Annotated in this window: 12 protein-coding genes; 2 read left to right on the top strand and 10 right to left on the bottom strand. The window is 41.1% G+C overall.

Going from position 1 to position 17,679, the window contains the following annotated elements; translation table 11 throughout:
• Positions 1–195: 195 nt before the first annotated feature.
• The 10 genes from iolB to ACWPW6_RS05960 all read right to left on the bottom strand — a co-directional run bounded on the left by iolB (position 196) and on the right by ACWPW6_RS05960 (position 14,961).
• Positions 196–1,035 (bottom strand): 5-deoxy-glucuronate isomerase, encoded by an 840-nt coding sequence (iolB, locus tag ACWPW6_RS06005; protein WP_154622771.1) that lies wholly within the window; start codon positions 1,033–1,035, stop codon positions 196–198.
• Between the two features lie 142 nt (positions 1,036–1,177).
• A complete protein-coding gene (iolE, locus tag ACWPW6_RS06000; protein WP_154622770.1) occupies positions 1,178–2,071 on the bottom strand; it encodes a myo-inosose-2 dehydratase in 894 nt (297 codons plus the stop codon).
• 32 nt (positions 2,072–2,103) lie between these two features.
• Positions 2,104–4,008 carry a bifunctional 5-dehydro-2-deoxygluconokinase/5-dehydro-2-deoxyphosphogluconate aldolase gene (locus ACWPW6_RS05995; RefSeq protein ID WP_454209456.1) on the bottom strand — a complete coding sequence of 635 codons (1,905 nt, stop codon included), beginning with the start codon at positions 4,006–4,008 and terminating at the stop codon, positions 2,104–2,106.
• 20 nt (positions 4,009–4,028) lie between these two features.
• On the bottom strand, positions 4,029–5,162 hold the full coding sequence (locus ACWPW6_RS05990; protein ID WP_250000206.1) for a Gfo/Idh/MocA family protein: 1,134 nt from the start codon (positions 5,160–5,162) through the stop codon (positions 4,029–4,031).
• Positions 5,163–5,437: 275 nt separating this feature from the next.
• Positions 5,438–6,142, bottom strand: coding sequence for a 3'-5' exonuclease (locus ACWPW6_RS05985; protein ID WP_154622714.1), 705 nt, complete (start codon positions 6,140–6,142; stop codon positions 5,438–5,440).
• Positions 6,139–8,010 (bottom strand): DUF294 nucleotidyltransferase-like domain-containing protein, encoded by a 1,872-nt coding sequence (locus ACWPW6_RS05980; RefSeq protein ID WP_163860872.1) that lies wholly within the window; start codon positions 8,008–8,010, stop codon positions 6,139–6,141. Before ACWPW6_RS05980 ends, ACWPW6_RS05985 begins: the two co-directional genes overlap by 4 nt.
• 16 nt (positions 8,011–8,026) lie before the next feature.
• Entirely contained in the window at positions 8,027–9,715 is a 1,689-nt protein-coding gene (locus ACWPW6_RS05975) for a solute:sodium symporter family transporter (RefSeq protein WP_154622712.1), read from the bottom strand.
• 123 nt (positions 9,716–9,838) lie between these two features.
• Positions 9,839–10,825: an inositol 2-dehydrogenase gene (gene iolG / locus ACWPW6_RS05970; protein WP_154622711.1), complete on the bottom strand. Its 987-nt coding sequence runs from the start codon at positions 10,823–10,825 to the stop codon at positions 9,839–9,841.
• Between the two features lie 674 nt (positions 10,826–11,499).
• The gene (gene iolD / locus ACWPW6_RS05965; protein WP_195848148.1) at positions 11,500–13,437 is read right to left on the bottom strand and encodes a 3D-(3,5/4)-trihydroxycyclohexane-1,2-dione acylhydrolase (decyclizing); all 1,938 of its coding nucleotides are present in this window, start codon (positions 13,435–13,437) and stop codon (positions 11,500–11,502) included.
• A 12-nt stretch (positions 13,438–13,449) separates the two neighbouring features.
• The gene (locus ACWPW6_RS05960; RefSeq protein ID WP_196713391.1) at positions 13,450–14,961 is read right to left on the bottom strand and encodes a CoA-acylating methylmalonate-semialdehyde dehydrogenase; all 1,512 of its coding nucleotides are present in this window, start codon (positions 14,959–14,961) and stop codon (positions 13,450–13,452) included.
• A gap of 287 nt (positions 14,962–15,248) precedes the next feature.
• On the opposite strand from ACWPW6_RS05960, the gene ACWPW6_RS05955 reads away from it, so the two are divergent.
• Together ACWPW6_RS05955 and ACWPW6_RS05950 are read left to right on the top strand one after the other, a co-directional pair.
• Complete coding sequence (locus ACWPW6_RS05955; RefSeq protein ID WP_196713392.1) at positions 15,249–16,085, top strand: MurR/RpiR family transcriptional regulator; 837 nt, start codon at positions 15,249–15,251, stop codon at positions 16,083–16,085.
• Positions 16,086–16,486: 401 nt separating this feature from the next.
• Entirely contained in the window at positions 16,487–17,479 is a 993-nt protein-coding gene (locus tag ACWPW6_RS05950) for a hypothetical protein (RefSeq protein WP_250000204.1), read from the top strand.
• The last annotated feature ends 200 nt before the right edge of the window (positions 17,480–17,679 follow it).

The following is a 17,679-nucleotide window of genomic DNA, read 5'->3' as shown; positions in this document are numbered from 1 at the left end:
ATATGGTAATAAATAAAAAAGCCGGTAATAAATTACCGGCAAATAGTAGATAACAGATTTTGGTTTTGGTACATACTCTAAAAATTCACATTGTCTCTAAATAACCGATCAAAGCGCGCTAATTCGTAGACCACATATACGGTATACCGTGCCTGTGAGAGGCTATTAACAAAACAAGCTAAACTCTCTGAGTTTTCACGACGACTTTTTATCACGATGTTTAGCAGCATACTCTTCACTATTAACCCAGCTATGGTCTTTTTCCCATGTAAATAACCATTTACGTGTCGGACCAGCCATAACGTTAAGATAATAGTTGTCGTAACCTGCCATTGTGGCCATTGGGTGATATCCTTTCGGCACCATGACGACATCTTTGTTGTAAACAGCCATACACTCATCTAACTCACGATCATCAGTGTAAACTCGCTGCATACAGAACCCTTGTGGCGGATTCAAACGATGGTAATAGGTTTCTTCTAGATACGTTTCTGCTGGCTCATTATCGGTATCATGTTTATGACTTGGATACGAACTTGTACATCCCTCATCGGTAAAGACTTCAACCACCAGTAAGCTATCAGCAGATTTATTATCAGGTAGGATGTTATGAACATAACGTTTGTTATTGCCATGGCCACGTTGCTCTGCACCAATGTCATCAGGCCCAATCAAACGTGTAGGATAAGTTCCTTTCCCTTTTGCTTGGCATACTGCTAGCTCTAGCGCCGTTTCTGCGGTTACTTCAACCGACTCTTGTGCTGTCACATAAACCGCATACGGCTTTTTGCGCTCAAAAGGATCCATACGGTCGCCAATATTTTCGAATGTCTGCTTTGGTGTTTTCACCGTTGCTTTACCCGCAACCAACACTAGACAAACTTCATTCTCAGATGCCGGCAAGGAAATAGATTCACCTTGTTTGAGTTCATACACATCAAAGTGCACATATCCCCAGTTAGCGGATTCAGGCGTAATATGCTGAGTACGCTTGTTTTCATCTGGAGAATGATACTTTGATAATAATTTTGACATATCGCTTACCTCGGCCTCTAAAACAAACTTTAAGCTGTGGAAGCTCAGTTACCCGAATCCTCGAAAATTATCGATTCATCGGGATAACTTCACTCTTCAATAACCTGTAACTCAAGTCATTGAGCTTCACTATGATGATTCGTTAGATCAGTCCTGCATCTTTAGCAAATTTATGCAGGTTGTTATAACCCATTGTTGCATATGTTAGTGGATGAGCAATAGCTGGGTCTTGTTCCGCTTCAACCACCAACCAACCATTTTCATATTGACTATTTTTCAATACTTTAAATACTGCTGGATAATCAACGCAACCATCTCCTGGTACAGTAAAGACACCCGCTAATACCGCATTCAAGAAACTGGTTTTGCGATTTTTCACATCTTTAAGTACATCTGGACGAACGTCTTTGCAGTGAACGTGATTGATACGCTTAGCCCAACGCTTAGCAACTTCAACGGGATCAGCGCCAGCGAAAGTTAAGTGTCCAGTATCAAGCAGTAATCCCACTTCATCACCGGTGTGTTTCATTAGATTATCAACATCTTCTGCTGACTCAATCACTGTCCCCATGTGATGGTGGTAAGCAATTTGTACCCCTTGTGATAGGGTATATTTTGCAAATTCAGTCAATTTTTTACCGTATTCTTCCCACTTGTCCGCAGGGAATAAAGGGCGCATATGTACCGGTTTGTCTTGGTCGCCGTGTATGCAATGAGTCACTTCTGCGAAGACCATCACTTTAGCCCCCAAATCACGGAGTAGTGCTAAGTGCCCTTGTACTGCTTCAATTTCTTCTTCCACGCTGCGAGTCAGTAATTCACCTGAATACCAGCCTGAAACCAATTTAAGGTCATGTTTTTCTAAAATTGGGCCCAGAATTTCAGCCTTACGCGGAAATTTATTACCCAATTCAAAACCTGCAAACCCTGCCTGACGGCCTTCAGTTAAACATGTTTCCAGTGGCGTTTCTGCGCCCAATGTTGGTAAATCATCATTGGTCCATGTCAAAGGGTTAATTCCGAGTTGGATTGCCATGATGAAGCTCCTGTGTATAGGTAAAAGTAAAATTATTTACGCTGACGCCATAGGGCGATCAGGCTGTGGTAATTTGATTTAATCGTCTGTACTAGCGCATCATCGTCCATTTCACCTTTCATCCATGCGAGAGAAGGTTTAGCAAATAATGTGCGACCCACTGCGAACCCTTTTACAACAGATTTGCCCGCAGCAGCATTGAAGCCGGCTTCTAATTCAGCTTGTGGTGCATCTAGCCCCAATAGCACAACACCACGGCAATACGGATCACGTTCTTGGATCAATGCATCCACTTCATCCCAATTTTCAGCTTTCAATGGCGGTAATTTCCACCAGTCAGGTTTAATACCTAAGTTATAGAAGCGTTTGATTGCTCTGAGATAAAGTTCGTCATTACGTTCCATATCGGCTGGTAGAATGACTTCAAGTAGTAATTCATGACCTGATTGACAGCAAGCGCTATAGACCTCTTGAACGGTTTTTTCTTGCTCAAGGCGTAATGGATGATTATCTTCCGGGTGGAAGAAAACTAAACATTTCACGATATGCTCTTTTGGCCAACTAACTAGCTGTGAGCCAATATTACCGTGCTCTAAACATAGTGGTCTTGACGCGGGTAGTTCAATAGGACGCCCTATCCACCAACCGCGACCAGTCACATCATTCAGCACATCTTGGCCAAAAGTACTGTCACACAGTAGTCCTGCTTTGCCTTGCAAGTTAGCCTCTTCCGCCACTTCACAGCTTGCACGGAAAATCAATTTTTTCAGGTATGGAATACATGAAATATCAGCACCAGCAGCACGCGCCATATCGACAAATTGAATGCGATGATCAAAAGCCATTACGCACAATTCTTCCCAGTGTGTGGCTCGCGTTGTCACACGATGTAAATGATTAAGCATCGGATCCAAGTCTGGTCGAGGTACAGCAGCGGCTCGTTCAAGATAGTTATCTAATTCAATTTTGCTTGGCATCGCTGGTGCACAACCATGACGAGAAACGACTAACGCCCCACAAGCATTCGCATAAGTACAGGCTTTTTCCCAACCTTCACCATTGAGATAACCACGCAATAACCCCGACATAAAGGCATCACCAGCCCCTAATACATTCAGGACTTCAACGCGTACACCTTTTACAGTAATTCCTTCATCCAAGGTTTCTGGGATCACATCGGTAAATACTGAGCATCCCAATGCGCCACGCTTACAGACTAATTCCGCCTTGGTTAGTTTTCGGATATTTTTTAATGCTTGGATGGTATCGGTCGAGCCGCCTGCAATGTGAAACTCTTCCTCGGTGCCAACAATCAAGTCAAATAGCGACAATACTTCTTGCAGCTGCTCGGTCACTTTGTCTGACTCAATAAAACGTGTCTCTCCGTCACCCAGTGAAGTCAATCCCCAAAGTACAGGGCGATAATCAATATCGATTGCGGTTTTCACGCCATTGCGTTTTGCATAGTCTAATGCTTTAAGGACCGCTGCACGGGTTTTAGGATGGGATAAGTGAGTCCCTGTGATAGCAAGGCAACGTGCTGAAGCAATATACTCTTCACTAAAGTCATCTGGCGTAATCGCCATGTCGGCACAGTTTTCGCGGTAAAAAATCAGAGGGAAAGTATCTTCATCTTTAATCCCTAAGATCACTAATCCTGTTAGCCTATCTTTATCGGTGATCAGGTGGCTGGTATCACAGCCTACACGTTGTAACTCTTCGCGAATGAAGCGTCCCATGTGCTCATCCCCAACACGGGCTAGCATCGATGATTTCAAACCTTGTATTGCCGTACCATACGCAACGTTCCCAGAAGATCCTCCGAGATACTTAGCAAAGCTACTCATATCCTCTAAGCGCGCACCAATTTGCTGTCCGTAAAGGTCAACGGCGATACGCCCCATGCAGATAACATCTAACTTCTTCTGCTTATCCATTAATTACCCCTTGAACAGAATTAATTGATTTCAGTGACTTTAACCCAGCGTTGTTCTTCATAAGAACGTGCGATAGCATCAAGAATACGCGACACTTTCCAACCTTCCTCAAAGTCAGGCCACATATTTTCACCGGTCGCAACACCATCAATTAAATCGCGTACTTCAACTGTTTTTTGGTCATTAAATCCAATACCGTGCCCTGCACCATTACAAAACGGCGCATAATCCGGATGTTCTGGCCCAACTAAAATCGTTTTGAACCCTTGACGGTTTGCAGGCTCATCGTGACGATAGAGTTTCAGTTCAGCCATACGCTCTTGGGTAAAGAATAAGGTGCCTTTTGTGCCTGTTACCACATAAGTCAGCCCCATCTTACGCCCAGCCGCAATCCTCGATGTTTCAATCACGCCCATTGCACCACCAGCGAAACGCACCATGGCATGTGCTTGGTCTTCATTTTCAACATCAACCATCACTGAAGAACCTATTTTTTCTGGGCGTTTTTTAATCACTATTTCCATATCGCCACAGACTGTTTCAATATCGCCCACTAAGAATTGAGCCATATTGACAATATGAGCAGACAAATCCCCTAAAGCACCCAAACCGGCTTTTTCTTTAAAACAGTGCCAATGGATCGGTGCGGTTGGATCAGCCATGTAATCTTCATTATGTGTGCCATAAAAATGAATCACTTCCCCAATTTCACCATTAGCAATAATTTCTTTAGCTAACTGTGCAGTTGGGTTCTTCATATAGTTAAAGCCCACTAACGTTTTCACCCCTGCTTTTTCAGCCGCGGCAACCATTTCTTTGGCATCTTGAGAATTTAATGCGAGAGGCTTTTCACAATAAACATGTTTGCCATGTTTAATCGCTTCCATTGCCATTTCTTTGTGTAAAAAGTTAGGAGAGCAAATATCAACAACATCAATATTTGGGTCGGCAACCAGTTTACGCCAGTCATCGGTTGAACGATTAAAACCTAACTCTTTTGCGCGCGCTTCAGCTAATTCAGGGGTCACCTCTGCCACCATCTCGCGAACGAGTTTTCCTTTTAATGGAAATACGGTTGGTGCTTGCGCATAAGCTATTGCATGGGCACGGCCAATGTAGCCAGTACCAATCAGACCAATGCGGATTTCTTTCATTCTGTATTCTCCCTTCATGCAGCTCATCATTTATAGTGCAAGCTAGTTTGATGTCTGTGTCTGATGTTTTTATTTAATACTGATGTTATACGGAATATTTATTTCATTTTCAACATAACGAGAAATATTAATTTCATTATGTGATCTAGCCTGAGTTTTTTATGTAATCATCTAATTTATAAAGAAATAAAAATAAAACGCTTCGTTAAGAATGATATAAATGAAATAAAACAGCGTTGAAAATGAAATGAAAATTTCAAAAAAACAGATAAGCGCTACAGTGAACGCTTATAAAGTTGTTTAATAACAGGATGTTGAGAGGGATAAATGACTTTAGATTGGGCGAGAAATAATTCTGCGGTGGCAATCGCATCTGAAAGCGCATTGTGTGCGTCATAATCAGGCAACTGATAATGGTTTCTTAATGCCGATAAACTGAAATCATTTCGATTAATATTTTTATGGCTTAACACGCTTTTTTCGATATTCAGTGTATCAAACCAAATTAATGGTAATTCTTTTATATTTAATGCGTTAGAAAGAAAGGCTTGCTCTATGGCACCACCGTGCGCCAAAATGCATTTATCTTTTGCTTCATGTAAGAAAAAAGCGACAGCATGAGATAAAGAGATGCCACCACTTAATTGCTCTGGCGTTATATGGTTAATTACCGCAGTTTCCGCTTTAACAGGTTCCACATCATTCACATAATAATGTTGAGCACTTTTGAGGAGAATTTTATTCTCTGCAATAGTAACCATCCCAATACTCAAAATTCGATCTTTTGCGGGATCCAACCCTGTTGTTTCTAAATCAATGGAAAGAATTTTTTGTGTTTTTAATGGGCTATCATCAGTAGGTAAAGGTGCTTCCAGCACTTCCTGCAATAATGTGGGTAGCTGACGAGTACGTAATAATTTTGCTCGCCGACGCGCTAAACGGGTCAAAGGTTGATGATAGCACAACAATGAACCTATCATTTCATTATCCCTTTAGCATGATAACGTTGTTCCGCAGCTTCTTGAGTCCTCGCGATGATACGAAACGCATCTTTTAAGTGGTTTCGCTCAAATTGGGTGAGCCGTTGAGGAACGATTAAATTGGAGAGTACATCCCCAGCTAATAATGCCCTACGCTGGCAGCCAAATCTAACCTGATTGATAAATAAATATGCTTCAGTTAATTCTTGGCAGGAAGCAGCGCTAATAATGCCTGAATCTCGGGCAACTTCAAAGCGAGTCATTGTTGATGGTGTCAACACTCCCGCCTCTAATGAATATACGCGTGCCAATTCAACTAATAGGTTTACCGCTTGTTTTTTAATATTAAATACACTGTGGTTTTCGCCATTTTTGACCAACACAAACTGCCTAAACATGCCCAACGGTGGATTGATTCGCGTGGAGTTGGCAACTAGCATCGACAGTAATCGCTTATTACCTTTTAAATGAGATTCCGCAGAACGAAGCAATGAGTTGAAAAGTACTTGGCTACCATAAAGAAAACGAATATCTAAAAAAACAGAAATATTTAATAAAGCAAGCTGCTCAGGCTCTTTTAACCACTGCTGATAATAAGCTTGCCACTGAGTCAAAGGCTTACACCATTTCGGGTTGGTTGCCATAATATGACCGGGGCAGAGAGAATACCCGCACTCATCCAAGCCATAGCAAACATACTCTGCTAGTTGCCTAAACCAGCCCTCTTCTTCTTTAGTCACTTCACGAGCTAAAATGATGCCATTATCTTGATCGGAAAGGTAATGCATCTCTTGTCGCGCTTGTGATCCAGCAGCAAACCAGCAATAGTCACAAGGAGGCTCCCCGAGTTCTCGCTCAGCCAGTTTCAAAAGCTGTTTATTAAAGGCATCAGCAATTAATGTCATCATCAATTGAATCGTGTGCGATTGAACCCCAGCCTCTATCAGAGATTCAAATACCGCTTGCCGTTGCACGCCTAATGCCTTCAAATCATCTAAGCTATCTTGACGATAAATTCGGCTAATTAAGTACACCGCTTGCATGCTGTTTTTTTGCACTAAGCTTGTTGCGGTTAAAACCCCCGTAATACGGTGGTTCGTCATCACCGGTAGGCTACGGATGTTATGTTGCATCATCAGCTCAATGGCATTTATGATGGGGGCGTTCGCCGCAATTGTAATTGGATTTTCTGTCATAATCTTACTGACCGGCGTTTTAATATCTAATCCCAAAGCAACAACACGCTTTGTGAGATCTCGGTCAGTAATAATGCCTAATAATATTTCCCCATCCATCACTAATGCCGATGAACGGTGCTTACGTACCATTTCTTGAGCGGCATCTTGAACACTCGTTCCCGGAGTAATGACGACGATATTGCCATTTTCTATCGAGGATACTGGGTTTAAATACAACAGACTATCTTCTGTCAGTTTATCGACCTTAGGGCGTGATGCTAACCGTTCACCTTCTTCACAAGCAAAATGATGACGAACAGCTTGGTTTTGCTCCATTGCTAACAATAAAGAAACCCTCGGAATACAGTAGAGTAATGTATTCTCTATCGCGATCACTTGATACTCGCCTGGGGAATCCGCTGTTTTATTTAACACACTGAAACCAAAAACATCACCGGCCCCCAGCCTTGCTCTTAAAGAGCCATCAGCGTAACGCTGTTCCACCGCCCCAGTTCTCACCAGATACAAACCTTGGCCAGCAATTTGTTGCGGTTTTAACACCTCCCGTTGTGTCAAATAGCTAATTTCAACACTATTGACTAACTGGTTTAATTGCATTTCATCTAAGCGATCAAATGGGTCACGCTGCGAGATGAATTGCTTAACCATCGGGATAAGTGATGGCTCCATAATCTGTTACTCTCCTTTATGCATTCACTGATTGTGTTTTGCCTGCTAGCCATGCTTTTGAAAATTTATAAATAATAAACGTTAACAAGATGGCTGCGAAAATATAGTAACCAACCATGACATAGCTTGGTGCACCTTGAGCTAAATAGACGTACATTGAAATTGCGCCCAACACGATTAGACAAGCTACAGGCGTTGCAAAGCGCCATGGTGAAATGTCCACTTGCTCTGTATACACTTCTTCATAAGGTTTACCGGGGAAGAAATAGCCAATCGTCAACATAAAGATAATATTAGCAACGAACAGAATACCGACTAAATGGAAGAAGTGAATATTCAGGTCTAAGACAAAGTTGCAAATTAAATAGGCCGACATTCCAAATAATAGCCCTAATTTTGCCGCAATAGCAGGCACGCGTTTAGTCATTAAACCAACTAACACGACACTTAAAATAGGTGCGTTAAAGATACCTTGTAATTGCTGAATTAAATAAAACAACCCATCCGGTGCATTAGCCACTAAAGGTGCAATAATCATTGTCGCCAGCGCTAAAGCAATACCTAAATATTTACCGACTTTCACGGTTTGAGCTTCAGTAGCATTCTTATTGATGCGATCTTTATAGATATTCACGGTGAATAAAGTGACGGATGAGTTCAAGCCACCACTGAAGGTGGAGAATACAGCACCAACAACCACCGCGGCGAAAAAGCCAACTAAAAACTCAGGCAGCACCATGTGTACTAATACAGGATATGCATTATCAGGATTATCAATTTCACCACTAAGAATATGGAATGCAATGATACCAGGCAGAATAATAATAGATGGGATAATTAACTTAAAGAATGCGCACAGCATCACCCCTTTCTGCCCTTCAGCTAAGTTCTTCGCTCCTAACGACTTTTGTACAATTGATTGGTTGGTACACCAGAAAAACATATTGGAAACGATCAAACCAGTAAATAGCGTCGAAAAGGGTACCAGTGAATCTTCGTCACCAATGGAGTTAAACTTATCAGGGTGAGCTTGATAAACTTCACTTAGACCCGCCCACGCATTACCATCACCAACATATAATAATGCAAATATCGTGACTAATAGCCCCCCGATAATAAGCCCTGCACCATTAACGGTATCTGCAATCGCGATTGCTTTAATACCACCAAAAATAGCATAAATAGCACCTAAACCACCGACACCCCATACCATAATCCACAATGCTGTCGTTTTATCGACATTAAAAACATGTGAAACTTGGAATAAACTTTCAAGGGCAATCGCACCTGTATAGAGAACAATTGGTAGCAAAGAAATAACATACATTGCTAAAAATAGAATGGATGTAATTAACAAGGTGTTTTTGTCAAAGCGGCGTTCTAAATATTCAGGAATCGTAGAAATACCTAATTTAAGATATTTCGGTAAAAAATAAATGGCGAATAACACAATAGTTAATGCCGCCATGACTTCCCAAGCCATAACAATAAAGCCGGTTCGGAAAGATAAACCGTTAAGCCCAACAAGATGCTCTGTCGATAAGTTCATTAGCAGCATTGAGCCACCAATATATAGGCCTGTCATAGAACGACCGCCTAAGAAATATCCTTCCGCAGAAGAGGTTAAATGAGCATTTCGTGTTTTGTAATAGGCAATCCCTGCAACTAATAAGGTAAAGCCGATAAATGAAAGTAGAGCCAGCATTAGTACCCCCAAGCCTTTCTATTTATAATTAGCGCATAAATATATGTAAGGTGACTGATGAAGCGGGAGTATGATTTCCCGCTTTTTATAGTTAGTAATCGGTAAATAAGAGGTAATTAAAAGTTAAAGTTGAACTTCTTTGCCTGTTTTTAATGACTCAAGCGCTTTATCTGCTAGATACAGTGCCAACTCACCATCGGTACCCGTTGTTTCTGACTCAGCACGACCGGCAAGAATATCAACAAAGTGATTCCACTCCGCTTTATAAGCTTCGTGATAGCGCTGTAAGAAGAAAAACTCCGGTTTCGCTGATAAGCAACCGACATCGCTTAAAAACTCAACGCTATTCTCTTTGATATTACCTGCGGTTAAGAGACCTTTCTCGCCATGTAATTCAATACGCTGGTCATAGCCATAACCTGAACGACGACTGTTAGAAATTGTTGCCATGGCACCAGAAGGGAATTTCAAAATAATAAATGCGGTATCGATATCCCCTGCTTGTCCAATCGCTGGATCAACAACATTGCTGCCTTGCGCATAGACAGAGCATGGATTTTCTCCGATCATAAAACGCGCCATGTCAAAGTCATGAATCGTCATATCTCTGAACATACCACCGGAAACTTTTACGTATTCCGCTGGTGGAGGTGATGGGTCCCGTGATGTAATAATTAAAGATTCAGCTTTACCAATCGCGCCTTGTTCGAATAAATTTTTCAGGTGGCGGAACTGTGGGTCATAACGGCGGTTGAAACCAATAAATAAAGGCACATTGTGTTCTTTAACGCTTTTGAGGCACTGTCTCACTCGTTCAAGATCTAAGTGAACGGGTTTTTCACAGAAAATAACCTTGTTGTTTTTTGCTGCCAATTCGATTAAATCCGCATGAGTATCCGTTGCAGAAGCAATCAGAACACCATGAACATTTGGATCTTGCATCGCTTCTTCTGTTGATTGCACTTTTGCTTGATACTTTTCAGCCAATGCGAGGGCGTTAGGCTGATAAGGATCAATCACAGAATAAAGTGAGGTTTCTTTGTGGCCGGCAATATTGACAGCATGAACCTGTCCGATACGTCCTGCGCCAAATAGTGCTATATTGAACATTGAAATGCTCCTTGAGGCTATAAATCCACTATTAGGATATGATGAAATATAACAAATAAAACATTCATTTCAATTTATAATTAATTGAAAATTATGTTTTTGAGCGCTAGGTAACAATTGCTATAATTAAGTGGATTTTTAGTGTTATTTCGATCACAAAATAACAATGTAAACTCAAGCAATTAGGCTAACAGCAGTGTAATTAGTCACAATGAGAGTAAGCCTTAAAGCCACCAACATGAGACTTAACGGCTATTTTGAAATGTATATTTCATTAACGATGATTTTATTACAGTTACTCTCTTTTATTTTTCTGTTTTTTGCCCTTATCAACAGATAAAAAGTTAACTAACCGCCAAAAAACAAAAAACCCAGCTTTCGCTGGGTAACAAAAAATAACTTAATGACGTCAACCACTTTAATCGTCAAATTGCAGCCAATGCATCCATGCAAACTTCCCGATAAATAACCTTACGTTGTTTAACTCAATTCAAGCTAATCCCGTGTTATTGCAAACTGGACTCTGCTTAAGGCTAGGATGACGACATCCCCTTAACAAGGGTATCAATTCCCCCATCCTTAATCAGTTATCGATGCATCAAAGAATGATTTAAGGCGCGACTATCGGGCGGCAAGCCGCCCTTAGCGCATGGCTCTCCCTACAGAGCCATGCGCTAGTACTGCCGTACTCGATTTGCGACCATATCCTTAATTTTATCTGCTGCTGCAACAACTTCTGGTTTTTTCGCTACCTGAGCGGTTCCTGTACGCCACCAAGCTTCATAACCATTAGTCATGGTCTTAGGTAGCACTTTGATATCAATTAAGACACAACCAGACTGTGATTTTGCCTCTTCGATAGCCGCAATTAATTGTGCTTCATCATGAACACGATAGCTTTTACATCCATAACTCTCGGCATTTTTAGCAAAGTCCACTTTAACTAAAGGACCGTCCATTTGCCCCGTTTTAGGATTACGGTGACGATTCTCTGTGCCAAAACTGCCCATTCCTTGACTCATTTGCAGGTTGTTAATGCAGCCAAATCCTGCGTTATCAAATAACAGAATGGTAATTTTTATGTTTTCTTGGATGGCGGTTTGTAACTCGCTGTGTAACATCAGGTATGAGCCATCTCCTACCATCGCATAAACAGGCTGATCTGGTGCGGCAATTTTCGCCCCTACCGCAGCGGCGACTTCGTAGCCCATACAGGAATACCCGTATTCCAGATGATAAGTATCAGGATGTTTAGGTAACCAAATGCGTTGTAAATCACCGGGTAACGAGCCTGCTGCACCAACAACAATAGCGTCATCCTCCATATACTGTTGCATTAGCCCCAGCACGCGAGTTTGGGTCAGTTCAGAGCCTAAAACCTCACGGTACTCTTCTAACTTATCATCCAGATGCCCCGCAATTTCAGGAATAAAATTCAATGGGTTATACTGAATTGAAAACAGTCTTTCTAACTCAGATTGCCATTGTTTTTTGGCCTGCTGAATACGCTCACCCCACTGAGCCTGATAGCCACAATCTTGTAGCAAGGCATCAAGCGCTGTTAAGCCTTCTTTTGCGTCAGCAATGATTTTTAAGGCATCTAATTTACAAGCATCAAACTCAGCAACGTTAATATTTAAAAACTGGACATCAGGGTGACTAAATAAGGATTTGGATGCCGTCGTAAAATCCGTGAAACGCGTACCGACACCAATGATTAAGTCTGCTTCTTTCGCTAATAGGTTAGCTGCCAAGCCGCCTGTTGTACCAATACCACCGACATTCAGCGGATGATCGGCCACAATGGCACTTTTACCCGCCTGAGTCTCTCCAAATGGGATCGCATAATGTTCAGCAAAAGTACGAAATGCCTCATGCGCCTCGGAATAGCGAACACCACCACCACAGATAAGTAATGGTTTTTTCTTACTACGAATTAAATTTACAGCATCGGCTAAACTCACCGTCGTTGCAGGACGGCGTTCAATACGATGAACACGCTTGGCAAAGAAATAATCAGGATAGTCCCACGCTTCACCTTGAACATCTTGCGGTAAACAAATTGTCACTGCGCCAGTATCAGCGGGATCGGTTAATACGCGCATCGCATTGATCATCGCTGCCATTAATTGCTCAGGGCGAGACACGCGATCCCAATAGCGGGAAACAGGTCGAAAGCAATCATTCGTGCTGATCGTACCATCACCATACTGTTCCACTTGCTGTAAAACAGGATCCGGCTGACGGGTTGCGAAAGTATCACCTGGCAGCAGTAACAGAGGGATACGGTTAGCGGTCGCTGTCGCGGCCGCTGTCACCATATTTGCCGCTCCCGGCCCAACAGAAGATGTGACGGCACAAATTTGCTTACGTTTTTTCTGTTTTGCAAAACCCGTTGCGATGTGTGCCATCCCTTGTTCGTTGCATCCTTGATAAACTTGTAGGTGTCCAGGCGCCTCTTCCAGCGCCTGTCCTAAACCTACCACGTTACCATGGCCGAAGATGGTAAATACTCCCTGAATAAACGGATACTGCTCACCATCAACTTCAACATATTGTTGGTTCAGAAACTTAACTAATGCTTGAGCTGTGGTCATTGTCTGCTTATTCATATGGGGCTCCATTTATTCCATAGTTGGCATTGTGAAACTACTTTCATGATGCTCCAGACGTACACTTGCAGGCCAACGGCTGGTAACCGTTTTCATACGTGTATAGAAGCGAACACCATCATTACCATGAACGTTCAAAGGTCCAAAGATAGAGCGTTTCCAACCACCAAAGCTATGGAATGCCATTGGGACTGGAATTGGGATATTGATACCGACCATGCCTGCCATGACATTTTCTTGGAATTCACGGGCAGTTTCACCATCGCGCGTGAAAATAGCGGTACCGTTGCCATACTCATGTTGGTTAATTAATTTCAACCCTGTTTCGAAATCAGGAACACGAACAATCGCAAGTACGGGTCCAAAAATTTCATCTTTATAGATATCCATTTCAGGGGTGACATTATCAAACAGAGTCGGTCCAACAAAATAACCGTTTTCGAAGCCGGCGACTTTAAAATCACGGCCATCAACCAACAATTTAGCGCCTTGTTTCTCACCGCTGGTAATGTAATCACAAATTTTCGCTTTATGCTGTGCAGAAATCACAGGCCCCATATCATTTTCTTTACCTTCAACAATGCCAGGGCCGACAGTCATTTTAGCGATTTGCGCTTCTAAATGAGTAATCAATGTGTCCGCAGTTTCATCGCCAACAGCCAGCACAACAGATAGAGCCATACAGCGTTCACCCGCCGCACCAAATGCAGCGCCCATAATTGCATTTGTCGCCAGATTCATATCCGCATCAGGCATCAAGATACAATGGTTTTTCGCACCGCCGAGAGCTTGGCAACGTTTGCCATGTTCTGAAGCCGTTGTATAGATATACTCAGCAATTGGCGTTGAACCAACAAAGCTAACTGCTTGAACTTCAGGTGCTCTTAAGAGTACATCAACCGATTCTTTATCACCTTGTACAACGTTAAAGACACCATCTGGTAAACCTGCTTCTTTTAACAATTTTGCTAGCGCAATAGCGAGAGAAGGATCTTTTTCAGAAGGTTTAAGTACAAACGTATTTCCCGTAGCCAACGCAACGGGGAACATCCACATGGGGACCATGGCAGGGAAATTAAAAGGTGTAATACCTGCACACACACCTAATGGTTGCATTAACGAGTGGCTATCAACACCTGTTGCAACATTCGCTGAGTGCTCACCTTTTTGTAAATGTGGGATACCACAAGCAAATTCAACAACTTCTAGACCACGAGTTAACTCGCCAACCGCATCGGAAAAAACCTTACCATGCTCTTGAGAAATTAAACGCGCTAAATCATCCATATTGGCTTCAAGTAGTGCCTTAAATTTAAATAGGATACGAGCACGTTTGAGTGGTGACAGTTTTGACCACTTAGGGAAAGCTTTGTGGGCGACCTCTATTGCCTGTTTAGTTTCAGCGGCACTGCTCAACACAACTTGAGCTATTTGTTCACCTGTTGCAGGGTTAAATACGGGTGCAAAACGCCCACTTTGGCTGGATACAAGTTCACCGCCAATGAAATTCTGAATCTGTTGCATGTTGCCTCTCTTTAGCTGATAGAGTTACCTTGTTGCTAAAGATATATGAAATATTCATTTCATTTTCAACTAAAACTGAAATAACATTCAATTTATGTGATCCAGACTGAGTTTTTATGAAATTGTCGATTGAAGATAAAGACAGATGTTTTAAAAATCGTTTTAATCAGCCCTCAGTATGAAAGGCAATATGAATTGATTATTCCATTTGGTCGGATTAGTTTTTCAAAAACATTCGACTAACGGCTGAAAATAACTACAATCAATAGCCTAGTCACGGAGGTTTTATGTCAACTGCATCGAATTTGAATGAATTTCAGGAGCAAGTTCGCTCCCGTTACGATGAACTAAGTAAACGGCTGCAACAAGTAGCACGCTATGTGCTGGATAACACGAATAGCGTGGCATTTGATACTGTGGCGGTCATCGCTAAAGAAGCCAATGTTCCACCTTCAACTTTAATCCGCTTTGCCAATGCATTTAATTTCAGTGGATTTAATGAAATGAAACAATTGTTTCGTATGAATTTAGTTGAAGAGACAGCAAGCTATACTGATCGCGCTCGCTTATTTCGTGAAATGGATAGTGACCAAGAACTCAGCGATGATCCCGCTCAGATCTTAAAAGAATTTGCACACTCCAATGCGCAAGCATTGCAACAAATGGCGGCCAGAACGCCAGCAGAAGATTTAGAAAAGGCAGTAACGCTTTTATCTGAAGCAAATAATGTTTATATCATTGGCTTACGCCGTTCCTTCAGTGTTGCCACTTATTTAAGTTATGCTCTTAGCCATTTAGAGTGCCGCCCTCAATTAATTGACGGTCTTGGTGGTATGTTCAAAGAGCAAATAAGTCGAATTGGTGAAAATGACGTTGTCATTTCAATTAGTTTTACACCTTATGCTGAAGAAACCATTATGGTCAGCGAAAAAGCAGCACAGACTGGTGCCAAACAAATCGTGATCACGGATAGCCAAATTAGCCCACTCGCAAGTTTTAGTGATGTTTGCTTTGTTATCAAAGAAGCGCAGGTTGATGCATTCCGTTCCCAATCCGCAACACTTTGCCTAGTACAATCGCTCACGGTTGCGCTGGCTTATCGACAAGGCAGTAAACTGGTTTAATCGAAAATGGGCTTTACTCACAAATACCTCCGTTGTGACTAAGCCCAACAGACTCACGTTATATTAAACGCCTTTCTCTACTCCCCACACAATAAAATTAATTAATCTCTTTAAATATCAATAAGATATAATAAAAAATACGATTATTAATCCTTATTAACAGCAGAAAGACCGATAAATATCGAAACACACAATAGATTTATAGATTAAAAATCTAATAACCAATTGAATATAGAGAGTTTATTTAATCCAATATGGATTTATTATCAGCGATAATAAAATTGTGATACCCATCAGAAAACATCAATTTCAATAAAAATAATAATGGAATTATTATTCCACGCTGTTATGTTGAAATAATGTAAACACCTGAAACTAATCTTTCGGTGAGGAATGATCACATGAATACACACTTTCTCTATCTCTTTGGCCACCTTCGCTTGCTTGAACAGCAACATGCGCTTGTTTCGTTAAACAAGACGGGTATTGGCCTTATCGGCTCGCCTAGGCATAACCAATGGTATACGCAGGCAATATTACATAGCCAACACCATTGTGAACTTAAATCCGTCTGTGTGCTTGAGTCTCCCCTTCCTTCCGCTTCTTACTTCATTTGTCAAAAAAGAAAAATTGAACAGCTGATAGAAAATGATGCTGTTGATACCGTTATTGTCACCTCCGTCTGTAGTGATGAATTATTAAAATTTATTATTCAGGCCACTATTCATTCAGGTAAAAATATATTACTTAATAATGTTCCAAATTATGGAACTAATGAATTTAACGATTTATTAAAATTAGCCAAACAAAACGATGCTAATATTTGTCAAAGTAACGTATTACTCTTTTCTAACCAATACGACAAAGTTAAAGCAATATTATCGAACAAAAGTATACCCGATAGTGGCTTATTACGTTTATCAGCCCATAGGCAAATTGATCAAAATGACCCGCTTTCTAAAGCTAAATTACGCTCATTAATTGCAGAAAAAGTGACGTTATTACTCAATTCACTTCCTGACTTTAAATTCGATACCTCATCTGTTCAATACTCTCGTCCGCTATCTAATATTGAAGCCGGCGATGTATTAATTATTAACCTTAAAAATAATGATGGCTTTCTCGTTTCATTTGAACTGTTTTTTAATACAGGTAATGTTTCAGATAAATTGTCGTTAAAACAACACCATCATGATCTTCAATTCGAGAATTTTCTAATGTTCAATAATCAAAATTCAATTATTGACGAAAACTCATTGATGATAAAGCAACTTGATTATTTCATATTAAGTTTACATAAAATAAACAAAATACGGGTAACTACTCAGTTATTACTGGTTAATCAAATGACTGAGTCTATTTTAGCACAACTTGAATTAAGTAAATTTATTTAATGATTAAAAACATAATCAATACGAATTAATAACATTAATAATTATAACTTTATTGATTGTTTTTTTTGATTAAATCTAGATTAATTAAGTAATATTACTATATTGAACAATCAAGCCCGGAAGAAACAGAGTAACCGCAGACGCTCTGTAATTTCTTCCGGTCCGATTAACTTTCTCATAGTATCTCGCTATGTTTAATC

The organism is Providencia sp. Marseille-Q8014, from assembly GCF_965112055.1.
This window is presented reverse-complemented; position numbering and strand designations above follow the sequence as displayed.